The sequence below is a fragment of the Methanofollis tationis genome, from assembly GCF_013377755.1.
Lineage (GTDB): Archaea > Halobacteriota > Methanomicrobia > Methanomicrobiales > Methanofollaceae > Methanofollis > Methanofollis tationis.
The window spans coordinates 1-23710 of record NZ_JABXWR010000002.1; the positions used below are offsets into that span (position 1 = coordinate 1).

Below are 23710 nucleotides of genomic sequence, written 5' to 3' on the forward strand. Positions count from 1 at the left end.
ATGGTTGCAGTCTCCCCGGCAATGGCCGAATATTTCAGGAGGCTCGAGGAAAACCTTAACGAAGCCATTAGCGTCGCGGAAAAAGCCCGATCCCGGGGATATGACCCGACGACGGCGGTCGAGATCCCGCGGGCGAACGATATCGGCGACCGCGTCGAGGTGCTCGTCGGGGTCAAAGGCGTCGCAGAGCGGGTCCGGGCCCTGGAAAAAGAGATGTCCCGCGAGGAGGTCTCCCTGAAGATCGGCGACGATTTCGTTGCGAAGATGTTCGGTGAGACGACGCGCGAGGAGATCGTCGACCACGCCATCAGGACCTCGATGGGGATTTTAACCGAGGGCGTGGTCGCGGCGCCGACCGAGGGGATCGCCAAGGTGGCGTTCGGCAAGAACGACGACGGCACCGAGTACCTGAAGGTCTATTATGCCGGGCCGATCAGGTCGGCCGGCGGGACCGCCCAGGCGCTGTCCGTGCTGGTGGGCGACTATGTCCGCCAGGCGCTCGGGATCGACCGCTACAAGCCCCGCAAGGAAGAGGTGGAGCGCTACATCGAGGAGCTCAAGCAGTACAACGGGATCCAGTCGATGCAGTACATGCCCAGCGAGGCCGAGATCAGGCTGATCATCGAGAACTGCCCGGTCTGTATCGACGGCGAACCGACCGAGCGCGAGGAGGTTTCGGGCTACCGGAACCTCGAACGGGTGGAGACGAACACCGTGCGGGGCGGGATGTGCCTGGTCGTCGCTGAGGGGCTTGCCCTGAAGGCCCCGAAGGTGATGAAGAACGTCAAGAAGATGAAGATGGAAGGCTGGGACTGGCTCCAGCAGATCATCGACGGGGTGGCCTCGAAGTCGTCCGACGAGGAGGAAGAGCCCGGCGTCCACCCGAAGGACAAGTACATCCGCGACCTGATCGGCGGGAGACCGGTCTTCTCGTACCCGATGAGGAAAGGCGGGTTTCGCCTCAGGTACGGCCGGTCAAGAAACACCGGGTTTGCCGCCGCCGGGTTTCACCCGGCGACCCTGCACATCCTGGGCGATTACCTGGCCGTCGGCACCCAGATGAAGACCGAGCGCCCGGGCAAGGCGGCGGGCGTGGTCCCGGTGGACACGATCGAGGGGCCGACGGTCCTCCTCGCCTCGGGCGAGGTGCGGCGGGTCGACGACACCGCGGAGGCGCTGGCGATCGGCCCGTCGATCGTCCGGATCCTGGACGTCGGCGAGATCCTCATCTCGTACGGCGAGTTCCTCGAGAACAACCACCCCCTGATTCCCTCGTCCTACTGCGAGGAGTGGTGGCTCCAGGAGGGCGGCCCCCGCCACCCTGAGAACGAGATGGAGGCGATCGAGTTCGCCCTCTCGGGCGCCCCCCTCCACCCCGACTACATCTGGTTCTGGGACGACCTCGCCCCGGCGCAGATCAGGCGCCTCGCCGCGATCGTCTCGGAGCGCGGCCGGATCGCCGGCGACGCCCTGCGGGTTGTAAACGACCCCGAATTGAAGGCGATCCTGGAGGAGGTGCTCGTCCCGCACACGGTCGAGGGCGACGAGGTCGTGATCCGCACCTATCTCGTCTTCCTCGCCTGCCTGGGCCTGGACTTCGATCTCCACCTCCGCCGGGCATGGGAGGACGCTCCGGACGGGCCCTCCCTGGCGCTGGTCTCCCACCTCTCCGGGTTTACGCTTCGGTCGAAGGCGGGAACACGGATCGGCGGCCGGATGGGCAGGCCGGGCAAGTCCAAGCCCCGCGAGATGAAGCCGGCCCCCCACGTGCTCTTCCCGGTGGGGGAGTCGGGCGGCGCCCGCCGCTCGGTGCAGAATGCCGGGGCGTACAAGGACCGGAGCAACGCCGACGGCGGGACGATCCACGCAGGGACCGGGGAGCGGCGCTGCCCGCAGTGCGGGGCCGTCACCTTCAAGAACCGCTGCGAGGCATGCGGCACCCACACGACGCCGGTCTACCGCTGCCCGCGCTGCAACCGCGAGGTGCAGGGCCCGGTCTGCCCGGCCTGCCAGGGGCCGACGGTCTGCCTGCTGGAGACCGACCTGCGGGTGAAGGAGGAGTACGCCGCCGCCTGCGCCCGTCTCGGGATGCGGGAGAACGCGGTGAAACTCGTGAAGGGCGTGAAGGGGATGATCTCGCGCGACCGGACGATCGAGCCCCTGGAGAAGGGCGTTTTGCGGGCGGCCCACGAGGTCTATGTCTTCAAGGACGGGACGGTGAGGTACGATATGATCGATCTCCCGGTCACCCATGTCCGCCCGCGCGAGATCGGCGCTCCGGTCGAGCGGCTGGTGGCGATCGGCTACACCCACGACTACAACGGCGCACCCCTCACCTCGCCCGACCAGATCCTGGAGCTCCGCTGCCAGGACATCCTGGTCTCCGAGAAGTGCGGCGACTGGCTCCTGAAGGTCTCGCAGTTCCTCGACGACCTGCTGGAGAAGTTCTACGGGCTGCCGCGGTTTTACAACGCCGAAAAACCCTCCGACCTCATCGGCCAGATGCTCATCGGGCTTGCGCCGCACACCTCGGCCGGGGTGCTCTGCCGCCTGCTCGGGTTCACGAAGGCGAGCGTCGGCTACGCCCACCCCTTCTACCACGCCGCCAAGCGGCGGAACTGTTTTGCCGGAGATACGGAGATCCGGGTCTTCGAGGAGAAAGGGTGGCGGAGCATGCCGGTCAGGCAGTTCGTCCTGGAGAACTTCGACCTCACCGAACCGGGCCTGGACGCCGCCGGCACCCACTGGTCGCCGCCGAAACGGTATGCGGCGGTGCAGGCGGTGGACTCCCAGGGGAACACGAAACTCAGGCGCGTGACGGCGGTCTCGATCCACCGCGCCCCGGAGCACCTGATCCATTTCGAGACCGCCCGCGGCAAGACCCTCGAAGTGACCCCCGAGCACACGATGCTCGTCTGGGACCTCTGCTACCTGAAGAAGATCATGGCGATGGAGGTGCGGGAGGGCGACCGGGTGCCGGTCGCCGAGGGCGGTCAGGTGATCGCCGATACGGTCACGGCGGTCAGGTACATCCTCTGCCCCGAGGAGCAGGTCTACTGCCTGACGGTGGCCGAAGACCACACCCTCGCCGCAAACGGGATCTTCTGCGGGCAGTGCGACGGCGACGAGGACTGCGTGATGTTCCTCCTGGACGGGCTGATCAACTTCTCCCGATCGTTCCTGCCGGAGACGAGGGGCGGGTCGATGGACGCCCCCCTCGTCCTCACCACCCGCCTCGACCCCAAAGAGGTGGACAAGGAGAGCCTCAACGTCGACGTGATGGAGCGCTATCCCCTCGAACTCTACGAGGCGGCCCTCCGCTACGCCCCGCCCAGGGAGCTGGAGAAGGTGATCGACCACGTCGAACTGCGGGTCGGAAAGCCCGAGCAGTACGAGGGGTTCAGGTTCACCCACGACACCTCAGACATCTCGGCCGGCCCGCTCGAATCCACCTATACGACGCTCGGCTCGATGTTCGACAAGATGGAGGCCGAACTCGAACTCGGCGAGAAGATCAGGGCGGTGGACGTCGACGACGTCGCCGAGAGGGTGCTCAACACCCATTTCATCCGCGACCTGATGGGCAACCTGCGGGCGTTCGCCTCCCAGACGGTGCGGTGCACGAAATGCGCCACGAAGTACCGCCGGATGCCCCTCGCCGGGAAGTGCCCGAAGTGCGGCGGCAAGGTGAACCAGACGGTCCACGAGGCCTCGGTGAAGAAGTACCTGGAGATGTCCAGGCGGATGTGCGAGAAATACGCCATCTCTGATTACACGAAGCAGCGGGTCGAGGTGCTGGATATGGCGATCGACTCGACCTTCGGGAAGGAGCGGGAGAAACAGCTGGGGCTCGCGGATTTTATGTGAGGTCCAGGGCGACCGGGGGGCGCCCTTCAGGAGGATTCTTCACCGATCGCCGCCGTTCTCGTCTGGTCGGCATATATTTTAAAGGCAATCGCCGCGAGCGAGACGAGCACCGGCCCGAGAATGAAACCCACAAACCCCATGAAGGGGACACCGGCGAAAATCCCGATGATCATAAAGACCGGATGCACGGCAACCCGTCTCCTCATCATCACGGGCCGGTAATAGAAATCAATCCAGCCGCTCAGGAGAGGGTATCCGATGAACATGACGACGAGCACGCCTTTGATGTCCCCGAGGGCCAGCAGATAGAGCATAAAAAAGACCAGAACCAGCTGGGCGCCGATGAGGGGGATCAACATGCCGAACCCGACCATGGTCGCAAACAGGAACTCGTGCCCGTAGCCCAGGAAGTAAAAGAACGGAACGGCGAGGATGAACGTGATCACGGCCGCCGATACCTGGATGATGATGAGGGAATAGATCGTGTTCTCAGTGATCTCCGCCATCTTATCGACGGCAGATGACAGTTTCGGGGAGAGGTTGCGCGTCAATATCGTCCAGATCTGTTCGCCGTAATAGACCAGCATCGAGAGCGTGAGGAAGAGAATGATGATCTGGAGAACGAAAAGCATCGGGTTCTGGGTTGTCGAGAGGAGCGCTTGCAGCATCATCTCGACGAGCGTCTGGGGCATATCGGAGAGCTGGTCTGCCGTGAACGTGGGCAGGAATCCAGAAAGTCCAGTATTTTGCAGCCCCTGGACCATCGCGGCAACCATGCTCCCGATGAACTCGAGGTCGGCATAGAGCACGCTCGCGGCCAGAGAACTGACGACCAGGATCAGGAGGACCACGCCGAGGGTGATGAATGTGGCAGAGACCGACGGCTTCACCCGCCGTAAAAACCGTTTGTGGAGCGGCATGAGTGCGCTGGCAAGAGCGATCGCCCAGACAAACACGGTCATGAGCGGCCAGAATGCGACAGTGGCGATAAGGGAAACCGTACCGATGAGCAGCAGCAGTTTCTGATCTTCACTGACCGTCAAAACCCCCATGGGGATACCTGGATTGGGCTAAATATAAATAATGTGCGAGGGGATCAGCCCGCATGACATCAGAGGACAGTCTCCGTGTCAGGGCCCATAAGGCCGTCGACGACGCCCGGGTGGCCGCTCATGAAGTGGTGGACGATGCGAAGGTAGCGGCGAGCAACGCAATCGACGATGTGAAGATCGAAGCCCACAAAGCCGGTGCGGATGCAAAGATCAAAGCGCACAAGATGGAGGCGGAGGCGAAGAAGAAGATCTGAACCGAAAAAAAACTTCAGAGCGTCTCATACGCCCTTCGGGGGGTTCTACGGGGCGCCGCCTTCCCTGCGCATCCCGCCGGGTATTTCCCGCTCGAAGCCCTGCCGGGACGATACTATTATTATCCCCACCCGCCATCTACCGAACATCGGAGGGATTGAATTATGGCAGACCTGATCGGACTGGCGATCCTATTTCTCATCCTGGCGCTGGTTGCCTATGTGCTGGGTGCAAAAGGGGTGGCCGGGCTTTCGATGACCATCGCGAAGTGGCTCGTGATCATCTTCATCATACTCGCCATCATCACGTTCTTCCTGTAGCGCCACCCTCTTTTTTTGAGCGAACGGGGGGAGACTACGGGCGAGAAGGCGGGGCGCCGCCCGAACCCCCGTACAGAAACACAAACTCCTTCCCCGTCGTCCTCTTCTCCACGTATCCGGCCCCGGCCAGCCGCAAAAGATCGCTCCTCGCCGTCCCGTAGGCCACGCCGAAGACCTCCATCACCCCTTTGATGGTCATGGGGCGTTCCGGACGCTTCATCATCATCTTCAGGATTTCCACCTGCCTGAGGTTTAAGTCCCCGGCATGCTCGATGAGGTGGAGCGCTTCTATCTGCGTCTCCTGCTGTTCTTTGATATAGGCCCGGACCTCTTCGATCGTCTTCTCGATGACGTCGAGGTTGTACCTGATGAAATAGGTCAGGTCGTTTTCGTCCGTCTCCGTGTACAGATAGGCCCGCCTGTACTGCCCCAGGCTCTCCCTCTCTCCCGGCACCCCACGTCCGTCGCATTTCCGAAGTCCTCAAATACTACCGGCGCCAAACTTATTTGCTCCAGAGGGATCGTAGGGTAGCCTGGTCCATCCTAGGGCGTTCGGGACGCTCTGACCTGAGTTCAAATCTCAGCGATCCCACTTTTTGTGCAGGTCTTTTTTCCATCACGATCCGTTCAGATCTTCCGGCCGAATAATTCAAGTACAGTGACGCGCATCCACCACCATGGAAGCCATTACGGGGGCGTCGAAGAAAATGAACGGCATCGTTGTCGAATACAAAAAAGGGACGGAATCCGCGACCTTCGGGTTCACCTACCAGGACTTAATCGATCAAAAGATCAACGCCCTGGACCTCGTGGAGCACCCGGGCGACTACGAGGTCGATCCCGGGACCGGAAAGATCTCTGCCTGCCCGTCAAAGTGCCGGCCGCCGCGGTAGAGGGCCGACCGAAAAACACCTTACCCCGCATTACCAACCTCTCCTGCGTGAACGGGAGAGAGATGAGGCTGCGCCCGGCCGCGCCTGATGACGCTGCGGCGATCGCCGCCCACAATATCGCCATGGCAATGGAGACCGAGGGGCTGGCCCTCGACCCGGTGACGGTCAGGGCGGGGGTGGAGGCGGTGCTCGCCGGGCCGCGGCGGGGGTTTTATCTCCTCGCCGAAGCCGGAGGCGAGGTGGTCGGGCAGGCGATGGTCACCTATGAGTGGAGCGACTGGCGCAACGGCGATTTCTGGTGGGTCCAGAGCGTCTATGTGGCGCCGGCCTTCAGGCGGCAGGGCGTCTTCACCCGGATCTTCGCCGCCGTCGAGGCGGCCGCACGGGAGCGGCCCGGTGTGGTCGGGCTCCGCCTGTACGTGGAAAAAGAGAACACGGCCGCCCAGGAGACCTACCGCCGCCTCGGCATGGTCCGCTCGGGCTACGCCATGTTCGAACTGGCGTTCGCCCGCCCGGTGTTATCCTCCCGGTGACACCACCATTTTATCTCTTGCCCGAGAGTGAGAGGATATGGTCTTCGCATCGGTTCCCAAAGCGGTCGGGCTGGTCTATGCCCTTGCCGGCATCCTCGTTCTTGCCTACCTCTGGCACACCGGCAGGTTCTCGCGCAGGGCGGGGCTGCCCGTTCTTGCCGTCACCGCCCTTCTCGGCTTTCTGATCTTCTCCCCGGTGGCGCCGTACCAGTTCCAGCTCCTCGTCCTGCGGGACACCGTCGGGCTCGGGGCGCCGGTGCTGCTGGCCGCCGTCGGACTTACCGTGATGCTCGGGCTCGCCCTCCTCTTCGGGCGGATCTTCTGCGGGCACTTCTGCCCGGTCGGGGCCCTGCAGGAGATCGCCGCACATCTCTCCCCGAAGAAGGTCTGGCGGACGCAGAAGAAGGTCTCCATGGCGGTGCGGTGGGCGGGGTCTTCGTCGTCTTCTTCACCGCGGGGATCCTCTTCTCGTTCAACCTGCTGGGCGCCCTCGGCGTCCACGACCTCTTCCACCTCGCCGTCGGGGTCCCGGCGGCGATATTCCTCGGGATCCTCGCCCTTTCGGCTTTCGTCTACCGCCCCTTCTGCCGGTTCGTCTGCCCGTACGGCGCCCTGCTCGCCGTCGCCTCCTCGGAGTCCCTGTACCGGTTCGTGCGCACCGACCTCTGCATCGAGTGCGGGCGATGCGAGCGGGCGTGCCCGGTCGACGAGGCGAAGAGGACGGACGCGAAGGCCGAGTGCTACATGTGCGGCAGGTGCGTCGAGGTCTGCCCGGTGGAGGGAGCGCTTCATTATGCACGACGGTGAAGAGAGGAGTATTCCATGACCGATGAAAAACGAAACGAGATCAAAGGGAAGGTCCTCCGCCTGAAGGACCTTGTCGCCTACCATGACGGGACGGTGGCGAGCCGGATGATCGTCAACCGCCCGGCCGGGAGCATCACCCTCTTCTCCTTCGACGAGGACGAGGGGCTTTCCGAGCACACGGCGCCCTACGACGCCGTCGTCACGATCCTGGACGGCGAGTGCGAGGTCTGGCTCGCCGGGGAGACGCACCAGATGACGGCGGGGGAGACGATCATCTTCCCGGCGAACGCCCCCCATGCCCTCTCGGCGGTGACGCCCTTTAAGATGATGCTGATCATGATCAGGGAGTGATAGGGATGGACGATAAAGACGGGAACTACTGCACGGTCTGCGGCGGCGTCGTCCCGGAGGGCCCGGCGATCAGGAAGATCCTCATCGACGGGAAGGAGATCGGGATCGATCACCTCGACCGGATCCTGGGCGACGTGATCGCCCTCGGCCTCTCCGGCGAGGACGAGATCAGGGAGGAGGTGCTCAGGCGTGTGCGGGCCTTCAACTACGTCCCGACAAAGAAGGCCGACGCCTATGCGGCGGCTTTGATGGCTGAATACCGGCAGGCGGCGGCAAAGAGGGGATAGATGTCCGAACGATCTGAGCAGGCCGCACGCGCCTTTGACGGCGGCCTGAACTGTGCGCAGGCGGTCGCCTCGGTGTTCGCCCGCGACTATGGCCTGGATGAAGAGATGGTGAGGAAACTTGCCTGCGGCTTCGGCGGCGGGCTCGCCCATACCGACCGGAGCTGCGGGGCGGTGAGCGGCGCCGTCCTGGTGCTCGGCATCGCCCGCGGCACCGCTGTGCCCGGCGACCGGGAGGGGAAGGAGCGGTGCTACGCCCTGGTGCGGGAGTTTATCCGCCGGTTTTCCGCCCGCCACGGCTCGGTGAACTGCACCGAACTGGTGGGGTTCGACCTCTCCGGCCCCAGGGGCCTGGAGGCGGCCAGGGCGGCCGGGGTGTTTTCAGAGCGGTGCACCGGCTACGTGAGGGACGCCGCCGGGATCGTGGAGGAGATCCTGAAGGAGTCATGAGGCTGCGGGCGCACGTCGTCGTGAGCGGGCTGGTGCAGGGCGTCTGCTTCAGGTACGCCACCGAAAAGGAGGCCGGCCGCCGCGGCGTTGCCGGGTGGGTGCGAAACCTCCCTGAAGGCCGGGTGGAGGCGGTCTTCGAGGGGGAGGAGGAGCGGGTCGAGGGGATGATCTCCTTCTGCCGGACCGGGCCGCCCGGGGCGCGGGTGGACGGGGTCCTGGTGCGGCGGGAAGCGCCCTCCGGGGCTTATCAGGGGTTTTCGATCCGGTACTGAGCGCCGGGGATTTTGCCCGGCGATAGGTATTAGAGTGGGCCGGACGAATAATGTCTGCACATTGCGAGAGTAGCCAAGTGGCTAACGGCGACAGACTCAAGATCTGTTCCCGCAGGGGTCCGTCGGTTCGAATCCGGCCTCTCGCACTTTCTTTAAGTATATATTATGTGTCTCCAGTACACATTTTTACACCTTATTTTGTGTGTTATGTACACATTTTCCTAACTTAAGGTTAGAAGAGCGTGTGTTCACGAGATTTCTTGCCCGCATGCAGCATGTAAAAAAGTGTGATCTCAGTACTTCGCCAATATATCCCGGCCGCTCCTCATCGTCCAGACCGGCTTCGACGGCTGCCATGAGGAACTCCACCCGTATGCGATGGAAGGGGTCAGACGTGGATACAACGTCCTGACCTTCGAGGGGCCGGGCCAGGGCGAAGCGATACGGGTCCAGCATATCCCGTTTCGTCCCGACCGGGAGAGCATGATCGGGCCTTTCGCGGACTGTGCGGTGAGTCGGCCCGACGTCGAAAAAGACCGGATCATTCGCCAGGCATCTCCCATTTTTCCCTGGTGCACCAGGATATCCAGCTCACATCCATTAAGAAACCGATAGTTATAATATAACCAAGAGTTAGATAATTCGGGAGAGACTGCCTCCGGGCAGCATCCCCCGATAGGAGAGGGACGAGGACCCACGGGGGAGTGAAGGCGAATGAACGGCGTTGCTTGCACAATTCATAGACTATTGACGGGGCAGATGAAATGAAAACGGAATCGGTGAAACTGGTATATTTCTCACCCACGGGAACGACAAAAGCGGTCGTCCAGGGCATTGCACGCGGCATCGATCACGGCAACGCGGAACTGCTGGACATCACCCGGCCAGATGCGAGAGTGCAACCGCTCGAAACATCGGAAAATGAACTGCTCATCGTCGGCGTGCCGGTGTATATGGGGAGGGTGCCGGCCCTCGTAACCGAATGGCTGCATGCGATTTCCGCCCGGAACACGCCTGCGGTATGTGTCGTCGTCTATGGCAATCGCGTGTACGAAGACGCACTCCTCGAGCTGAAAGATCTCCTGACCGGATGCGGCTGCAGACCGATCGCCGGTGCGGCCTATATCGGGGAGCACTCATTTTCCACCGACGAGACGCCGACGGCAAAAGATCGTCCGGATGCAGGCGACCTGCACCACGCCGAGTCGTTCGGACGCAAAATACGGGAAAAACTCAATGCCATCCCATCGGCCGACCAGATCCCCGATGTGCCCCTGCCCGGCTGCCGCCCGTACCGGGGGGACTCGAAACTCTGGACGGTCGATTTCATCGCGGTCGGCGATGCGTGCGTCCGGTGCGGGACCTGTGCGGAGGTATGCCCGGTCGGCGCCATCGATCCAGACGACAGCGCGGTGATCGATACGAAAAAATGCATCACCTGCTGCGCCTGCATCAAACACTGCCCGGAACACGCGAGGACGATGAAACCCGGCCTGGTCAGGGACGCATCAATGCGTCTCCATACGCTCTACAGCGAACGAAAGGAGCCTGAATACTTTTTATAGTGAGATGGTGCGGAAGAATGGGAATCTCTGATAGAAGACAGCGAGAAAAGGAACAGCGAAAGACCGAGATCATCGATGCAGCCGAGCGTCTCTTCTTCTCCCGGAGGTACGAAGACGTCTCCATGGACGATATCGCCCGGGAAGTCGAACTGAACAAGGCGACCATCTATCTCTATTTTAAAAATAAGGAGACGCTTTTCGCCACGATCGTCCTCCGCGGCGTCCGGATCCTCAAGGAAAAATATCTGGAATGCATGGGAACACAGGCCCCCGGCATCGTCAAAGTAGCCCTGATGGGCCAGGCCTATTACCGGTTTTCACAGGAGTACCCGGATTATCTCAGACTGATCCACTTCTACGGGTCCGAGCGTTTCTCCGGAGAGAACCCCTATACCGCAGAGATCGGAAAGGGCTACGGCACCTGCCGCCGGATCCTGCGGGATGCGGTCCAGGAGGGCATCGACGACGGGACGATCCGGAACGATCTCGACCCGTTCCTGACCTCGATGTACCTGATGACATCCTTTATGGGCATATTGTCGATGGAGGATAAATGGAAACTGGCGATCGAGGCGGAGGGATTTTCCTACGAGCAGTTCGCCGGTGAGTTCTTCCGGTTCATCATGCCGGCGCTTTCTCCCGGCGAGGGGTCCCACAGGATGGACGTCAGGGATTTCGCGGCGTTCGGATTCCATGTAACAGAACCTCCGGCGCCTGAGAAGAGAAAGGGGCAAGAACCTTAAAATCGCGGGAGCGAAGATATTCCCCCTCTTTCAGGTTCCGGACCACCACCGTATAATAATCGGGACGGCATGGTTCTACGGCAATGGACCTTTCATTCCTCTTCACGATGCACGAGGGACTGCCCCGCCAGGGGCCGGGCAGCAACGAGTGCACGAGAAAAGCGTTTTCGATGCTGAAGGATCTCCCTGAACGCCCGGAGATCCTGGACATCGGGTGCGGGTCAGGGATGCAGACGATCGAGCTGGCCCGGATATGCCCGGACTGCCATATCACCGCCGTCGACATCCACCAGCCGTACCTGGACGACCTCGCCCGGAAGGCGGCGGCGGCCGGCGTGGGGGACCGGATCACGACGGTGAGGGCGTCCATGGACGACCTGCCGTTTGAAGATGCATCCTTCGACGTCCTCTGGGCGGAGAGTTCCATCTTCATCGTGGGGTTCGAGGAGGGGCTTTTGTCGTGGAAGCGGCTTCTCCGGCCGGGCGGCTCCCTCTGCCTCACCGAAGCGGTCTGGTTCACCGACCGGCCATCGCCCGAGGCGGTTGCGTTCTGGAACGACTGCTACCCGGCGATAAAACAGGCCACGGAAACCGCTGCGATCGCCGAAAACGCCGGCTATGAGGTCTTCGCCACCTTCCGGCTCCCCGGCTCCGTGTGGTGGGACAACTACTATATGCCGCTCCAGAAACGGCTGCCCGACCTGAAGAAGGAGGCGGCCGGCAACCCGGACGCCGAAGCGCATGTCGCCTTCTCCGAGCGGGAGATCGAGGTCTACCGGGAGCACGGGAGCGAGTACGGCTACGCGTTCTTCGTCCTGAGGAGACGCTGAGCCGCGAGGGAGAGGGGGGCCGTCCGCTCAGAGCGCCCGCAGCACCATCAGGGTGATATCGTCGAACTGCGGGCATTCCCCGGCAAAATCGGCGATCGCATCGAGGATCCGCTCCTGGATCTCCCCGGCCGGACGGCCGCGGTGCTCCGCGATGATCCTGAGCAGCCGCTCCTCCCCGAACTCCTCATCTTTATCGTTGATCGCCTCGGTGACGCCGTCCGTGTAGAGCACCAGGACGTCCCCGGGCGCAAGGTCCACCCTGACCGACTGGAGTTCGGCGTCGTCGATCACCCCGAGGGCGATCCCCTCGGCCCTGAGAAGGCGGACGTCGGTGGCCGCACCCTGGAAGAGCAGGGGCGGGTTGTGCCCGGCATTGACATAGTGCAGGGTCATCTCCCGCGCATCCAGGACGGCGTAGAAGAGGGTGACGAACATCGAGGTCTTCGAATCCTCGCAGATCAGCCGGTTTGCATGCTCGATCGAGCGTGCCGGGTCGGCATCGGTCATGGCGCTCGCCCGGATCAGCGTCCGGGAAAGGGCCATGAAAAGCGCCGCAGGAACGCCCTTGCCCGAGACATCGGCGATCACCAGGCCCCACCGGTCTTTTGCAATCGGGATGAAGTCGTAGAAATCGCCGCCGACTTCGAGCGCCGGCACGTTCTTCGCGGCGAGTTCGATCCCCGGGATCTCGGGCGCACGGTCGGGGAGGAAACTCTGCTGGATCCCTTTTGCAATCTCGAGCTCCTTCTCGAACCGCTCTTTTTCCGCGGTCGTGCGCTGGAGTTCGTCGATATGGCCCTTGAGGTCCGCCGCCATCCTGTTGAACGAGTGTGCGAGGTCCTCGAACTCGTCGCCGGTGGCGATCTCGACGCGGTAGTCGAGGTCGCCGGCCCCGATCGCCTCAGAGCCGCGCCTGAGGTCTTCGACCGGGCGGGTGACGACCCGGGCGAAGAGGACCGAGAGGATCGTCACCGCGACGAAGAGGGCGACGAAAAGAGCAAAGAACAGGCTTTTTGCGGCGTCCATCTCCCGGTTTAAGTGGGCCCCGGTCTCTCCGGTCGCGGCGACAATCAGGGCCCTGGTCTCCTCGGCCGGGGCGACGATCTCATCGACCGGCACCACGACGGCAAGGCTCCAGTTCACGCTGGAAACCGGGGCGTAGGCGACGTATTTCTCTTCACCGCCCAGGGCGACCCGCGCCGTCCCGCTCTTTCCCGCGACCATCGCCCGGGCGACGGCGCCGAGCGCCGCGTTGTCGCTGTCGAGCAGGTTCTCCGCGGTGAACGACTCGTCCCATCGCAGGTCGCCGGCGCCGATCCCCGGGCGGGAGACGACGTTCCCGCGGCTGTCGAGGAGGAAGGCGTAGCCGCGGTCGCTGACCTGCGTGGCGATGATCCTGGTGTTGATCGTCTCGAGGGTCACGTCCGTCCCGACGACCCAGGTCCGCCCGCCGTCATCGGCCCCGACCCGGCGCGAACAGGTGACCATGAGCCCTTTTCCCCCGGCGTCGACATACGGGTCCGACCAGATGAGGCGGTCGCTCCCGGCCGCCCGGACGAACCAGTCCCGCGTCCGCGGGTCATAGGACGACGGAACGCCCTCGACCCAGGGGTTGACCCACAGGATGCCCGAGCCCGTGCCGATATAGGCCTGGGTGAGGCGGGGGTCGGAGGACCGCAGGGGGCGGATGAGGTCGTCCATCACCGAGAGGGCGGCGAGTTCGCCGCTCACCGAGGATTGCGCAACGCCGGGCGCAAGAATGTATACCGACGCCAATTCAGGGTCCTCGGGGCGTTCGCTCTGCGAGGAGAGCCGGGGCGCTGCAGAGGAGAGCGGGCGCCGGCGCACGGCATCGGCATAGCCTGCAAGGGTCTCCATCTCCGAGCCCACCTGCTCGAAGACCACGTTGCTGATGTCGGCCTGGTCGGTCACAAGGCGCACCAGCGACGATTCGGCGTTTGCCTCCAGTGCGGCGGTGCTGTCCGAGACGGCGCGGCTGCCAAGCTGGCCGCTGCTCTCGAGGGCGTACGACCCCATATCGCCCATCGTCGAGAACGCCGCAAAGCCGACGATGCCGAGCGCCGCCATCGATATCGAGAGGAAAACCGCCAGGATCTTCGCCTTAACGGTCATCCGGTGCCAGGCCCTTCTGCCGCCCATCATGGTGATTGCGACCCCTGAAGGGAAAATGATGCTGCTGCAAACGCGGTTTTTGGGGCAGTGACGGGCCGGTTGCCGGGATCTGCCCGCCCACCGGAGAGGGTCGATCTCCTCGTCAAAACCCCGCCACCTCCCGCCCCTCCCACTTCACAAACCCCCGCTGCACGATCCAGCACCCGGCGGCGGGCAGCATGGGGGAGAGCATCGCATACCAGGGGTTCATAAAAGAGAGGGCGATGAGGGCGACGAGCGGGACGCCGATGGCAGAGAGATAGAGCACGAGCACCCGCGGGTCGTAGAGCAGGACGGACGGGGAGAGGCCGGTGAGGTAGATCGTCACCGCAAGGCCGTAGAAAGAGACCGCGAGGCAGAAAACGAGTGCCGGGAGGAGGTAGGCCGCCTCTCCGGCAAGGAGGGTGACCGTGACGATGAAGGCGGCCGGGATCGCCTGCAGCACCGCAAAACTTGAGATCTTGCTCTTCAGCAGGTCGGCGACCCCCAGGGGGAGGCAGGCGTACGGCCCGAAGGTCTCGAACATCGTGAGCCAGATGTAGATCGTCGATGCGATCACGCCGGTGAGGGCGGCGAAGAGGAGGAGGATCCCGGACGCCGGGAGGAAGGGGCCGAGCAGGGAGAGGAAGAACCAGATGACCCCGAGGGGGAGGAGGAAGGAGAATATGGTCTGGCCGACGGCGCTGCCGCTCCGGACGAGGTCGATGCAGTCCTTTGCGGCGAGGGCCGGGTGCGGGAAGAGGGCGAGGCGCCGGGAGAGGGGGGTGAGCAGGTCGGCATGGCGTTTCGCCCGCGCCGCCGAACCGGGCCGCACCAGGGCGACGGCGAGGGCGGCCGGGACGAGGACGAGGGCAAAGGCCGCAAGGAGCGTTCCCCACGAGAAGGAGCGGAAGAGGGCCGGCGGGAGGAAGAGCGGGAGGGCGGCGAGGTGGGCCGCCCCTGCCGCGGCGGCGAGGAGGACCAGGACGGCGGCGAAGAGCCGCTTTGATCGGGTATAGACGGTCGAGAGGAAGAAGGCCGCCGCCAGGCCGGTGAGGAAGGAGAGGGAGAGGGTGAGCAGGAGAAGCGCCGGGACGGCGAGGGGGACGCCGACGAAGGGCGAGGCGAGGGCGAACCCGGCGACAAAGGGGAGCACCCAGAGGGCGAAGTAGTAGACGGTGTCCTTCACGACGAAGGTTGTGAAGAGGAGCCACTCAGGGATGGGGAGGGTGCGGGCGGCATAGGCGAGGGTGCTCGCCTCGCCGAAGCGCCGCTCCATCACCTCGTTCATGAGGAGGCCGAACGCCCCGATCATGAGACCGAAGAGGAGGAAGAGGGCGTGCGTGAGGAGGGCGAGGTCGCCGAAGGGGAGGAGCGGGCGGATCAGGGGGAGGAGGAACGAGCCCATGAAGGCGATGGCGAAGATCAGCACCGGGTAGAGGGCGAAGCTGAGGCTGCCGAACATCGTGGCGTGGACCCGCCACTCCTCCTTCATCATGCCGACGAAGAGTTCAAGCATGGCCGCCCGTCCTGACCAGGGAGAGGAAGTAGTCGCCGAGGTGCCGGCCCGCGCCCGTGATATCGGCCACCTTCCCGGTGGAGAGGAGTCTGCCCCGGTGGAGGACGGCGAAGTCCGAGCAGATCTCTTCGGCGATCTCCAGGATATGCGTGGAGATGAAGATGGTGTTGCCCTCCTTCACGTAGCCGGCCAGGAATTCTTTCACCCGCTCCTGCATGATGGGGTCGAAGTTGATGAGGGGTTCGTCGATGAGGGCGAGGACCGGGCGGTGGAGGAAGGCCTGGGCGAACATCAGTTTCTGCCGGGTGCCCCGCGAGAGGTCCTTGCAGAGGACGTCGCGTTTGTCCCCGAATTCGAGGTAGTCGAACCACCAGGCCATTCCCTCTTCGACGTCCGGGATTTTCCTGATCGCCCCGACCAGGCGGAGGTACTCTTCAGAGGTGAGGAAACTCGGGGGCGTCTCCTGCTCCGGGATGATCCCGACGAGGGAGCGGACCCCCACGGGATCGGCGGCGACGTCGAGGCCGAGGACGGTCGCCGTGCCGCCCGAGGGGCGCACCTGCCCGGTGAGGAGTTTGATCATCGTGGTCTTTCCCGAGCCGTTGGGGCCGAGGAGGCCGAAGAGCGCACCCTGCTCGACCGAGAGGGTGACGGCATCCAGGGCGGTGGTCTCGCCGTAGGTTCTGGTGAGGTTGTGGGCGGTGAGTGCGGGGGTCACGTCTATTGTCTCCGGGTAGAGGTGGATCTTCGGGATTCATCAATTTTTTTAAAGGAGATGCGAGGAGAGATGGGAGAAAGGATCGAATGGTTTTTGTAGTGCGAGAGGCGGGGAGGAACAGGATGGCCCGCCGCCATCACACCGAGAAGAGCGGTCCGAGCGCCACCCGCGGCCAGTCCCGGTCCAAAGGACCTCGGCGACGGTGGGGGGATGGAGGCGAGCGATGCATGGCGGGCGGGAGAGTGCCCACCCTCCCGCCGGCGGACCATGGTACGAGCAGGGTGAGGACGCACGGTAGCCATGAAACAACAGAAATAATGTGCTCAAATGATGACTTCACAATTCGCTCACATTTCCCACCGGAAAATGTGACAGGAATGTGACAATCACATTCCTGATCGCATTCTCTTCAGCCGCAATAGACGTACCTGCTCCCCCGCCCTTTCCCCTCAAGGTCGATGTGCGGCTCCTCCTCCTGGAGCTGCTGCATCAACCGCACCACCTGATACCGGTCCAGGCGGGCGATCTGCCGGATCTCCGCATTCGACAGACCCCCCTCGCCGCAGCACGCTCAAGCCCCGCGTCTTCGCCGCATCCCGGTCGATCCGCCGGTGGAGGCGATCTCTGATTGTAAACGGCCCGGAGAACACCCGGCCGACGCTCATAGGGCGTTTGATTGAACAGACGGAAAAACAGTCGAAGAGAACCGTCCCTACCCTGCCGGACGGGATTGTTCTTCCCCTTTAGTACCCAAACCGCCGCTCATATGCGGTGTGGTCCAGCCACTCGATGATCACCACGATCGTCTCCCCATCACTTGCCACGGTATAGATCAGCCGCCACGAATCGGTCAGGTTGTATTTCCAGAGATTGTGCATCGAGGGCTGTTGCCGCCGGTAGGTCTTCGGGATCTGCTTCTTCGGGATCTGGACGCCACAGAAGGCATTCTGGGACAGGGCATCAAATGCCCGGTCGAGGAGGGCCACAAGGCTCTGGTCCTCGGTGCGGCGTGAGTCCTTCAGTTCGGCGAAGGTATCCCTGACCTTTTCATCCGCGAAGAAGATCTTCGTCTTCATCGGATCCGCAGGTCTTCACGCCCCAGGTACCGCCGCGTGAGGTCGGGGTCGAAGATCCAGCAGACCTTGCCTCCGGCGTCGATCGCGATCTTGTTCGACTCGATGAGATAGTCGATCGCTGTCTTGAACGTCTGGTACATCGTCTTTCTCGGAAGGCTGGACCACATGGCACGGCGCCGGTATTCGCCGCTGTGTTCCCGGGCGAACTCCTCGATCATGCGGATGGTCTCCAGGGTGGGGGAGTGCGAGGCTGAGCCGGAGGCTGGCATGGACGATCTTTTGTTATATAACTATATATATCAAATGGCAGGGTGTGGTCTCCCTGGTCTTCTCTGTGGTGCTGCATTTTCCGTCGATTTCCACCCTATTTCCCGCCTTCTCCCTGCCCTGTCCAGGCGTTCCCCTCCTTCCGGGCCGTCATCCCTCCCGACCGGCCGCATACGTCCACAGGAAAGGGCACGTTTTCACCTCAAATCCTGATTTCCACGCCCATAATACTGTTTCTCAAAAGACGCCCAATATGGACAGATCAACACCCACATTTCCCAAAACAGCGGCCAATATGGCCTTCTTTTTACCCGGGTGAGGGATCGGGATCCCCGATCCCTCACCTCTCATCCCACGCAGACGCTTCCCGCCCGGCAATCGTATCCCGGGCGAAGTCGAACTTCTGCGCCTGGTCCATCAGGTCGATGCCGGCGTTCCGGCGGGCCCGGCGGTCCAGGGCGTCGGCGACGGTGGGGATGGCGGCGACCGCCATACCCACGACCGACACCCCGGCGACGATCACGGTCGCATCAATCGGCATGATCCGAAGAGTTGTATCGCTGTTTGAACAACCCAATTAAAATGAGGCGATATATTTGTCGAAAGTTGTAGAGATTTCCCCAACCACGAGGCACGAGGGACATTCCAAACTCGTCCTGAAGGTAAATGACGAGGGTATCGTCGAACGTGGTGACTGGCTCTCCATCACTCCGGTGAGGGGTGTAGAGAAGCTGGCCATCGGCAAGACGATGGAACAGGTGCCCAAGATCGCTTCCCGCGTCTGCGGCATCTGCCCGATCGCCCACACGCTCGCAGCAACAGAGGCCATGGAGGCATCCATCGGATGCGAGGTCCCTGAGGACGCCATGCTTCTGCGTTACATGCTCCAGTGCGCGAACAGACTGCACTCGCACGCCCTGCACAACATCCTCTCCCTGCCCGACATGTACCTTCCGGGCACGGACACGAAGATCAACCCGTTCTCCCCCGAGGAGCCGGTGCGGTCGGTCGCCCTGAGGATCCAGCGGCTGCGTGAGATCGGCCAGACCATCGGCGAGATCGTCGGCGGCGAAGCGGTCCACCCGTCCAACCCGCGTGTCGGCGGCATGTATAAGAACATCAGCCCGATCGCAAAGCAGAAGGTCTACGACCTTGCAAAGGAAGGCCGCAAGCTTGCCCACGAGCAGTCCGAGTTCATGATCGCCATCTTCCGGAACTTCCAGAAGCGCGACTGGGCCGAGGTTGCCGGCCGCCAGATCCCGATCCCGAAGGATCTCGGCTACCACAACCAGGGCTACATGGCTGCGGCGCCGGTCTACGGCAGCAGCAGCCTTGACGAGAACCCGACCTGGTTCCCCGAGCGCTGGACCGAGGTCCGCCCCTGGGACTGGTACATGGGCGAGGAAGAGATCACGCTCGAGGACAAGGACTACCCCGTCGGCGGCACCACCCCGGCAGGCGAGAAGGCCTGGCCTCAGATGCAGGCGTGCACCGGCGTGCCCCTGTACGACGGCCAGCCGGTCGAAGTCGGTCCGCGTGCCCGTCTCGTCCAGTTCAAGAACTACGACGAGAAGGGCGCCATCGGCCTGCAGATCGCACGGCAGATGGAGTACGAGGAGACCTGCTACGGCATCATGGAAGCCTGCGACGCCCTCGACACCTCGGCCAGCGTGCTTGCCGACGAGATCCCGCAGGGCGACGGAAGCCTTGGCTGGGCTGCAAACGAGGCCCCGCGTGGCTGTGACGTCCACCTCACCAAGGTGAAGGACGGCAAGGTCCGCTGGTTCTCGATGCTCGTCCCGACCACCTGGAACTTCCCGACCTGCAGCCGCGCCCTCGTTGGCGCCCCGTGGGAGCTCGCCGAGGTCATCGTCCGGGCATACGACCCGTGTGTATCGTGCGCCACCCATATGCTGGTGGTCGATGAAAGCAAGAGGATAGTGGCCCAGAAACTCCTCGAGTGAGAGCATACATGCTATACCCAGAAACCGTGATTGTAGGATGCGGCAACCCCCTCTTCGCCGACGACGGCCTCGGCCCCGCGGTGATCGAGGAGATTAACCGCCTGCAACTTCCCGACAATGTCAAGGCCATCGACGGCGGGCTTGGCGCCCCGCACTTTATTTTCACGCTGGTCGACAAGGCGGTCACGAAGAAGATCGTCATCATCGACATCGTGGACTTCGGTGCCGAACCGGGCTCGCTCACAAAACTCTCTGTCGAAGACCTGCCGCCCGGGAGCTACCGGGACGCCCACTCGTGGGACCTCACCGAACCGCTCCAGCGGCTCAAGGACAGCGTCGAGATCACGATCTTCGGCGTCCAGCCGAAACGGGTAACAGCACCCGATATGGAGATCGGGCTCTCTGAAGAGGTACAGAAGGCCATTCCCAGGGTAGTACACCACGTACTTGCCGAGATTGGAGTGGATGATGGGGCTACTATCGTTTCTTAAAGGGATCTTTGGAAGGAAAGAGCCGCCCGCGCCCGAAAAGGCCGCAGGAGCAGAGCCGAAGCCAGTTGAGGCTGCGGCGAAACCTGTGCCGTCAGAGGAGCGGGGATCAGTAAAATGGGTGAAAAAGCCCGTGCCAGCACCGGCGCCTGCACCCGTCAAAGAGGCCCGGCAGAAACCTGCCGAGAAGCCTGCCAGAGCGGTCGAAACGACCGTTGAACCGGCACCCAGACCTGTAGCGAAACCTTCTGAGATTGAAGCGGAAATACAAGTTGAAAACACTAAGGAGGAAAGACCTGTGGTAGAAAAGATTACCGTGGGGCACGTGCACATGAGCGGCTGTACCGGATGCCTTGTGTCCTTTGCAGACAACTACGAAGGACTCTTCAAGATTCTGGACAACTATGCAGACCTCGTCTATGCACTGACCCTTGTAGATGTCAGGCATGTCCCTGAGATGGACGTCGCCCTTGTCGAGGGCTCTGTCTGTCTCCAGGACAAGATCTCGGTGGAAGAGATCAAAGAAACCAGGGAGAAGGCGAAGATCGTCGTCGCCCTCGGCGGCTGTGCGGCATACGGGAACATCACCCGGTTCTGCCGCGGTGGCCAGTGGAACCAGCCGCAGATGGAATCATACGTCCCGATCGGGGAACTGATCGACGTTGACGCCGTCATTCCGGGTTGCGCGCCGACCCCGCAGCAGATCAGGAACGTCGCCATCATGGCGTACCTGCTCCTGAAGGGCAACGACGAGCAGAAGGAGCTCGCGACCGCATACTTGAAGCCGCTCATGGACCTTGCAAAGCGCGGCGACGAAGCCTGCGGCTGCGACCTGATGTACGACGTGATCAACCAGGGCCTGTGCATGGGCTGCGGCTCCTGCGCCGCCGCCTGCCCGGTCCGTGCGGTCACCATGGAGTACGGCAAGCCCCAGGTCAACCGCGACCTCTGCATCAAGTGCGGCGCCTGCTATGCCCAGTGCCCGAGGAGCTTCTTCAACTTCGATGTGATGAACGAGTTCGAGGGCATTACCGAACTCATCAAGGGAGTCATGGAGTGAGGTGAAGAAAAATGGTACTCGGTAACTACAAGACCTGTGTTGCTGCACGCAGCACCGACAAGGAAATCCTGAAAGGAGCCCAGGACGGCGGCATCGTCACCCAGCTCTTCGCGTATGCACTCGAAGAGGGGATCATCGACGGCGCCATCGTAGCGGGGCCGTCAGACGAGCCCTGGAAGCCCGAGCCGATCGTCGCCACGACGAAGGCCGAGCTCCTCGCGGCCCGCGGCACGAAATACACCCTCTCCCCGAACATCTCCCTCCTCAAGGAGGCGACCCGCAGCTACGGCCTCGACCGGATCGGCATCGTCGGCACCCCGTGCCAGATGCAGGCGGTCCGCAAGGCCCAGCTCTACCCGGTCGGCATGCGCGACGTTCCCGACAAGATCGCCCTCGCCATCGGGATCTTCTGCATGGAGAACTTCCCGTACCAGTCCCTCGAGGCCCTGATCGAGGACCACTGCAACCTGAAGATGGAATCGGTCAGGAAGGTGGACATCGGCAAGGGCAAGTTCTGGGCCTACACCGAGCGCGGCGCGGTCGCCCAGATCCCGCTGAAGGTGACCCACAAGTACGAGCAGCCCGGCTGCCACGTCTGCCTTGACTACGTCTCCAACCTCGCCGATGTCTCGACCGGATCGGTCGGCACCCCGGACGGCTGGAGCACGGTCTTTGTCAGGACAAAGGTCGGCGACGACGTCTGGTCAAAGGCGAACGCCGCCGGATGCTTCGAGACGCAGGACATCGCCGGCGTCAAGCCCGGCCTGGAACTCGTGACCAAGCTCGCCACCGAGAAGATCACGAAGAACCAGAAGACCCTCGACGCCCGCGCCACCTTCGGCGTCGGCAAGGGCCTGCGCAACCCTTACCTCTAAATTTATTTTTTGCACGTCCATCAGTGGGCGGAGGAATGCCTCCGGCATTCTTCTGTTTTCAGTCTATTACAGGGCATGGCGACGCCTTTTTGCCACGGCCACCCCTTAAAAAATCCATAAAATTCTCGGAATTATATCTCCCGGCTCCACATAAAATTAAATAATTTGAGTTCTATAGGGAGGAACGGGGGACATAGATGAGAGATACCATCACCTTTGAGGAACTCGTTGATATGCCATTTTTTGAAGGGCTCGCCGCAGTCTCGCTGATCAGCCGGGGCGACCTGACCCTGATCGTCGGAGGCCGTCAGGCACGCAAGTCGCAGATCGAAAAAATGGTCGGGGATATCGTCAGGATCATGACGGGAAAAGAAGCCGTCATGGCGATGAGCTGACCTACCGGTAGACTGTCACCGGGTCGATCGAGGCGTCGATGACGAGATCGAAGCCGATCGCACCGGTCCAGCCCTCCTTCTCGAACATGCTCATGAAACAGATCCCGGTCCGTTTTGCATCCGGGTGTTTTTCAAGAACCGCTGCCGCCGCCTCGGCGGTCACCGGGATGTTCGGCATCGCAAGCCCCCCCATCACCACGGCGACGGCCGGGCGCAGAGATGCGGGCGCCTCGCCGATCTGCATCCCGACGTCGGCGACGGGCCGGATCGTCCGGGCCTTCCCCTCGTCGAGGTAGGGCACGAACACCTGCTCGACCGGGAGGTCCCTGACCGCAAAGGCAAGGAGCTCGATGAAAGGCGTGCAGGTGCCCGGGCACCCGTAATAGACGATCTGGGCGCCCTCGGGGAGACCGGCCTCGACAAGGTACTGCTTGAACGGTCTGAGCATCCCCGGAACCCCTTTGAGTCTTTCTTTCTCTTCCATATGCTTCAAGGGGTCAGTGCGATATAAAAACTGATCCATGGCGCCGACAACCCTATGTGCTCGTGACGTGATGGAGATCTGATGGCAGAAAAACGATTGGTCCGCCCGCGTGACGACCGCGTCGTCGCCGGGGTCTGCAGCGGGATCGCCCGCTACTTTGATATCGACCCGGTGGTGGTCAGGCTCATCTGGGTGATCTTCAGCCTCATCGGGTTCGTGTTCACCGGCATCGTCGTCTATCTTGCAGCGTGGCTGATCATTCCTGAGGAGGAGGAAGGCGTCATCGACGCCGAGTACACGGTGAAAGAGGAGGAGGCGAAGGTCTGAACCGGCCCGGGAAAAAGGACTGACCCGGGGGGAACAGAGGCGAACCTGCTGTCCACCGGCCCCGGGATGGTTGTGAGAGAGGAAGAGATGGGGGTGGCCCCTTCTGTATCCTGCCCCTGCCTTCCCGGCCCAATCCACACGGACCGGGTAAGAACCCCGGCGCGGGG

Annotated in this window: 28 protein-coding genes and 2 tRNA genes; 21 read left to right on the forward strand and 9 right to left on the reverse strand. The window is 62.7% G+C overall.

Translation table 11 applies throughout. The annotated features are described in order from the left end of the window. Window positions 1-3867 (forward strand): DNA-directed DNA polymerase II large subunit (locus HWN36_RS11570; RefSeq protein ID WP_176789628.1); only part of this gene is annotated, 3867 nt, incomplete at its 5' end. A gap of 26 nt (window positions 3868-3893) precedes the next feature. Here the strand turns inward: HWN36_RS11570 and HWN36_RS11575 are convergent. Beyond that, window positions 3894-4919 carry an AI-2E family transporter gene (locus HWN36_RS11575; RefSeq protein ID WP_176789629.1) on the reverse strand — a complete coding sequence of 342 codons (1026 nt, stop codon included), beginning with the start codon at window positions 4917-4919 and terminating at the stop codon, window positions 3894-3896. A 53-nt stretch (window positions 4920-4972) separates the two neighbouring features. Here HWN36_RS11575 and HWN36_RS11580 point away from each other — a divergent pair, with 53 nt between their 5' ends. Both HWN36_RS11580 and HWN36_RS11585 read left to right on the forward strand, forming a co-directional pair. Beyond that, on the forward strand, window positions 4973-5173 hold the full coding sequence (locus HWN36_RS11580) for a hypothetical protein (protein ID WP_176789630.1): 201 nt from the start codon (window positions 4973-4975) through the stop codon (window positions 5171-5173). A 162-nt stretch (window positions 5174-5335) separates the two neighbouring features. Next, window positions 5336-5491: a DUF1328 family protein gene (locus tag HWN36_RS11585; protein WP_176789631.1), complete on the forward strand. Its 156-nt coding sequence runs from the start codon at window positions 5336-5338 to the stop codon at window positions 5489-5491. Between the two features lie 34 nt (window positions 5492-5525). Here HWN36_RS11585 and HWN36_RS12190 read toward each other — a convergent pair whose 3' ends face one another. Further along, window positions 5526-5945, reverse strand: a complete 420-nt coding sequence (locus HWN36_RS12190; protein WP_343044994.1) for a DeoR family transcriptional regulator — start codon at window positions 5943-5945, stop codon at window positions 5526-5528. Window positions 5946-6008: 63 nt separating this feature from the next. Between HWN36_RS12190 and HWN36_RS11595 the strand changes: the two genes are divergently transcribed. From HWN36_RS11595 to HWN36_RS11650, 12 genes are all read left to right on the forward strand, one after another. Continuing rightward, window positions 6009-6083: transfer RNA gene (locus HWN36_RS11595), tRNA-Pro, on the forward strand. An 85-nt stretch (window positions 6084-6168) separates the two neighbouring features. Beyond that, the gene (locus tag HWN36_RS11600; protein ID WP_176789632.1) at window positions 6169-6384 is read left to right on the forward strand and encodes a hypothetical protein; all 216 of its coding nucleotides are present in this window, start codon (window positions 6169-6171) and stop codon (window positions 6382-6384) included. 62 nt (window positions 6385-6446) lie between these two features. Then, window positions 6447-6917, forward strand: a complete 471-nt coding sequence (locus HWN36_RS11605) for a GNAT family N-acetyltransferase (RefSeq protein WP_246270020.1) — start codon at window positions 6447-6449, stop codon at window positions 6915-6917. A gap of 423 nt (window positions 6918-7340) precedes the next feature. Further along, window positions 7341-7724 carry a 4Fe-4S binding protein gene (locus HWN36_RS12095; RefSeq protein WP_343044995.1) on the forward strand — a complete coding sequence of 128 codons (384 nt, stop codon included), beginning with the start codon at window positions 7341-7343 and terminating at the stop codon, window positions 7722-7724. Window positions 7725-7739: 15 nt separating this feature from the next. Further along, entirely contained in the window at window positions 7740-8075 is a 336-nt protein-coding gene (locus tag HWN36_RS11615) for a cupin domain-containing protein (protein ID WP_176789634.1), read from the forward strand. 5 nt (window positions 8076-8080) lie between these two features. After that, on the forward strand, window positions 8081-8362 hold the full coding sequence (locus tag HWN36_RS11620) for an NAC family transcription factor (RefSeq protein ID WP_176789635.1): 282 nt from the start codon (window positions 8081-8083) through the stop codon (window positions 8360-8362). Further along, window positions 8363-8809 carry a C-GCAxxG-C-C family protein gene (locus tag HWN36_RS11625; RefSeq protein WP_176789636.1) on the forward strand — a complete coding sequence of 149 codons (447 nt, stop codon included), beginning with the start codon at window positions 8363-8365 and terminating at the stop codon, window positions 8807-8809. Next, window positions 8806-9081 carry an acylphosphatase gene (locus HWN36_RS11630; RefSeq protein ID WP_176789637.1) on the forward strand — a complete coding sequence of 92 codons (276 nt, stop codon included), beginning with the start codon at window positions 8806-8808 and terminating at the stop codon, window positions 9079-9081. The genes HWN36_RS11625 and HWN36_RS11630 overlap by 4 nt, the downstream gene beginning before the upstream one ends. A gap of 63 nt (window positions 9082-9144) precedes the next feature. After that, window positions 9145-9227 (forward strand) — tRNA-Leu (locus HWN36_RS11635). A 618-nt stretch (window positions 9228-9845) separates the two neighbouring features. Then, a complete protein-coding gene (locus tag HWN36_RS11640) occupies window positions 9846-10646 on the forward strand; it encodes an EFR1 family ferrodoxin (protein WP_176789638.1) in 801 nt (266 codons plus the stop codon). Between the two features lie 17 nt (window positions 10647-10663). After that, a complete protein-coding gene (locus HWN36_RS11645) occupies window positions 10664-11389 on the forward strand; it encodes a TetR/AcrR family transcriptional regulator (protein ID WP_176789639.1) in 726 nt (241 codons plus the stop codon). Window positions 11390-11472: 83 nt separating this feature from the next. Beyond that, entirely contained in the window at window positions 11473-12219 is a 747-nt protein-coding gene (locus tag HWN36_RS11650) for a class I SAM-dependent methyltransferase (RefSeq protein WP_176789640.1), read from the forward strand. Window positions 12220-12246: 27 nt separating this feature from the next. Here HWN36_RS11650 and HWN36_RS11655 read toward each other — a convergent pair whose 3' ends face one another. The 6 genes from HWN36_RS11655 to HWN36_RS11680 form a co-directional block, all read right to left on the reverse strand. Then, window positions 12247-14382: a SpoIIE family protein phosphatase gene (locus HWN36_RS11655; RefSeq protein WP_176789641.1), complete on the reverse strand. Its 2136-nt coding sequence runs from the start codon at window positions 14380-14382 to the stop codon at window positions 12247-12249. A gap of 112 nt (window positions 14383-14494) precedes the next feature. Continuing rightward, window positions 14495-15889, reverse strand: coding sequence for a hypothetical protein (locus HWN36_RS11660; RefSeq protein ID WP_176789642.1), 1395 nt, complete (start codon window positions 15887-15889; stop codon window positions 14495-14497). Further along, window positions 15882-16607, reverse strand: a complete 726-nt coding sequence (locus tag HWN36_RS11665; protein WP_176789643.1) for an ATP-binding cassette domain-containing protein — start codon at window positions 16605-16607, stop codon at window positions 15882-15884. The genes HWN36_RS11660 and HWN36_RS11665 overlap by 8 nt, the downstream gene beginning before the upstream one ends. Before the next feature lie 743 nt (window positions 16608-17350). Beyond that, window positions 17351-17683, reverse strand: coding sequence for a hypothetical protein (locus tag HWN36_RS11670; RefSeq protein WP_176789644.1), 333 nt, complete (start codon window positions 17681-17683; stop codon window positions 17351-17353). Next, window positions 17680-17952, reverse strand: a complete 273-nt coding sequence (locus HWN36_RS11675) for a hypothetical protein (protein ID WP_176789645.1) — start codon at window positions 17950-17952, stop codon at window positions 17680-17682. Before HWN36_RS11675 ends, HWN36_RS11670 begins: the two co-directional genes overlap by 4 nt. Window positions 17953-18290: 338 nt before the next feature. Next, a complete protein-coding gene (locus HWN36_RS11680) occupies window positions 18291-18491 on the reverse strand; it encodes a hypothetical protein (protein ID WP_176789646.1) in 201 nt (66 codons plus the stop codon). A 55-nt stretch (window positions 18492-18546) separates the two neighbouring features. Between HWN36_RS11680 and frhA the strand changes: the two genes are divergently transcribed. The 5 genes from frhA to HWN36_RS11705 all read left to right on the forward strand — a co-directional run bounded on the left by frhA (window position 18547) and on the right by HWN36_RS11705 (window position 22732). Then, a complete protein-coding gene (frhA, locus tag HWN36_RS11685; RefSeq protein ID WP_176789647.1) occupies window positions 18547-19914 on the forward strand; it encodes a coenzyme F420 hydrogenase subunit alpha in 1368 nt (455 codons plus the stop codon). An 8-nt stretch (window positions 19915-19922) separates the two neighbouring features. Further along, window positions 19923-20405 (forward strand): coenzyme F420-reducing hydrogenase, FrhD protein, encoded by a 483-nt coding sequence (gene frhD / locus HWN36_RS11690; RefSeq protein WP_004037259.1) that lies wholly within the window; start codon window positions 19923-19925, stop codon window positions 20403-20405. A 295-nt stretch (window positions 20406-20700) separates the two neighbouring features. Next, window positions 20701-21462, forward strand: a complete 762-nt coding sequence (frhG, locus tag HWN36_RS11695; protein ID WP_176789648.1) for a coenzyme F420 hydrogenase subunit gamma — start codon at window positions 20701-20703, stop codon at window positions 21460-21462. 11 nt (window positions 21463-21473) lie between these two features. Further along, window positions 21474-22337, forward strand: coding sequence for a coenzyme F420 hydrogenase subunit beta (gene frhB, locus HWN36_RS11700; protein ID WP_176789649.1), 864 nt, complete (start codon window positions 21474-21476; stop codon window positions 22335-22337). A 197-nt stretch (window positions 22338-22534) separates the two neighbouring features. Beyond that, a complete protein-coding gene (locus tag HWN36_RS11705; protein WP_176789650.1) occupies window positions 22535-22732 on the forward strand; it encodes a hypothetical protein in 198 nt (65 codons plus the stop codon). 1 nt (window position 22733) lies between these two features. On the opposite strand, the gene HWN36_RS11710 is transcribed toward HWN36_RS11705, so the two are convergent. Then, complete coding sequence (locus HWN36_RS11710) at window positions 22734-23216, reverse strand: DUF2124 domain-containing protein (protein WP_176789651.1); 483 nt, start codon at window positions 23214-23216, stop codon at window positions 22734-22736. A gap of 81 nt (window positions 23217-23297) precedes the next feature. Here HWN36_RS11710 and HWN36_RS11715 point away from each other — a divergent pair, with 81 nt between their 5' ends. Next, entirely contained in the window at window positions 23298-23543 is a 246-nt protein-coding gene (locus tag HWN36_RS11715; protein ID WP_176789652.1) for a PspC domain-containing protein, read from the forward strand. The last annotated feature ends 167 nt before the right edge of the window (window positions 23544-23710 follow it).

What these genes read in the sequence shown, in the direction of transcription:
- HWN36_RS11625 (WP_176789636.1), top strand. Translation starts at nt 8,363, where the DNA reads ATGTCCGAACGATCTGAGCAGGCCGCACGCGCCTTTGACGGCGGCCTG.
- HWN36_RS11705 (WP_176789650.1), top strand. Translation starts at nt 22,535, where the DNA reads ATGAGAGATACCATCACCTTTGAGGAACTCGTTGATATGCCATTTTTT.
- HWN36_RS11670 (WP_176789644.1), bottom strand. Translation starts at nt 17,683, where the DNA reads ATGAAGACGAAGATCTTCTTCGCGGATGAAAAGGTCAGGGATACCTTC.
- HWN36_RS11605 (WP_246270020.1), top strand. Translation starts at nt 6,447, where the DNA reads ATGAGGCTGCGCCCGGCCGCGCCTGATGACGCTGCGGCGATCGCCGCC.
- HWN36_RS11620 (WP_176789635.1), top strand. Translation starts at nt 8,081, where the DNA reads ATGGACGATAAAGACGGGAACTACTGCACGGTCTGCGGCGGCGTCGTC.
- HWN36_RS11575 (WP_176789629.1), bottom strand. Translation starts at nt 4,919, where the DNA reads ATGGGGGTTTTGACGGTCAGTGAAGATCAGAAACTGCTGCTGCTCATC.
- HWN36_RS11600 (WP_176789632.1), top strand. Translation starts at nt 6,169, where the DNA reads ATGGAAGCCATTACGGGGGCGTCGAAGAAAATGAACGGCATCGTTGTC.
- HWN36_RS11585 (WP_176789631.1), top strand. Translation starts at nt 5,336, where the DNA reads ATGGCAGACCTGATCGGACTGGCGATCCTATTTCTCATCCTGGCGCTG.
- HWN36_RS11615 (WP_176789634.1), top strand. Translation starts at nt 7,740, where the DNA reads ATGACCGATGAAAAACGAAACGAGATCAAAGGGAAGGTCCTCCGCCTG.
- frhD (WP_004037259.1), top strand. Translation starts at nt 19,923, where the DNA reads ATGCTATACCCAGAAACCGTGATTGTAGGATGCGGCAACCCCCTCTTC.
- HWN36_RS11580 (WP_176789630.1), top strand. Translation starts at nt 4,973, where the DNA reads ATGACATCAGAGGACAGTCTCCGTGTCAGGGCCCATAAGGCCGTCGAC.
- HWN36_RS11680 (WP_176789646.1), bottom strand. Translation starts at nt 18,491, where the DNA reads ATGCCGATTGATGCGACCGTGATCGTCGCCGGGGTGTCGGTCGTGGGT.
- HWN36_RS11710 (WP_176789651.1), bottom strand. Translation starts at nt 23,216, where the DNA reads ATGGAAGAGAAAGAAAGACTCAAAGGGGTTCCGGGGATGCTCAGACCG.
- frhB (WP_176789649.1), top strand. Translation starts at nt 21,474, where the DNA reads ATGGTACTCGGTAACTACAAGACCTGTGTTGCTGCACGCAGCACCGAC.
- HWN36_RS11715 (WP_176789652.1), top strand. Translation starts at nt 23,298, where the DNA reads ATGGCAGAAAAACGATTGGTCCGCCCGCGTGACGACCGCGTCGTCGCC.
- HWN36_RS11645 (WP_176789639.1), top strand. Translation starts at nt 10,664, where the DNA reads ATGGGAATCTCTGATAGAAGACAGCGAGAAAAGGAACAGCGAAAGACC.
- HWN36_RS11650 (WP_176789640.1), top strand. Translation starts at nt 11,473, where the DNA reads ATGGACCTTTCATTCCTCTTCACGATGCACGAGGGACTGCCCCGCCAG.
- HWN36_RS11675 (WP_176789645.1), bottom strand. Translation starts at nt 17,952, where the DNA reads ATGCCAGCCTCCGGCTCAGCCTCGCACTCCCCCACCCTGGAGACCATC.
- HWN36_RS11630 (WP_176789637.1), top strand. Translation starts at nt 8,806, where the DNA reads ATGAGGCTGCGGGCGCACGTCGTCGTGAGCGGGCTGGTGCAGGGCGTC.
- HWN36_RS11640 (WP_176789638.1), top strand. Translation starts at nt 9,846, where the DNA reads ATGAAAACGGAATCGGTGAAACTGGTATATTTCTCACCCACGGGAACG.
- HWN36_RS11660 (WP_176789642.1), bottom strand. Translation starts at nt 15,889, where the DNA reads ATGCTTGAACTCTTCGTCGGCATGATGAAGGAGGAGTGGCGGGTCCAC.
- HWN36_RS11655 (WP_176789641.1), bottom strand. Translation starts at nt 14,382, where the DNA reads ATGATGGGCGGCAGAAGGGCCTGGCACCGGATGACCGTTAAGGCGAAG.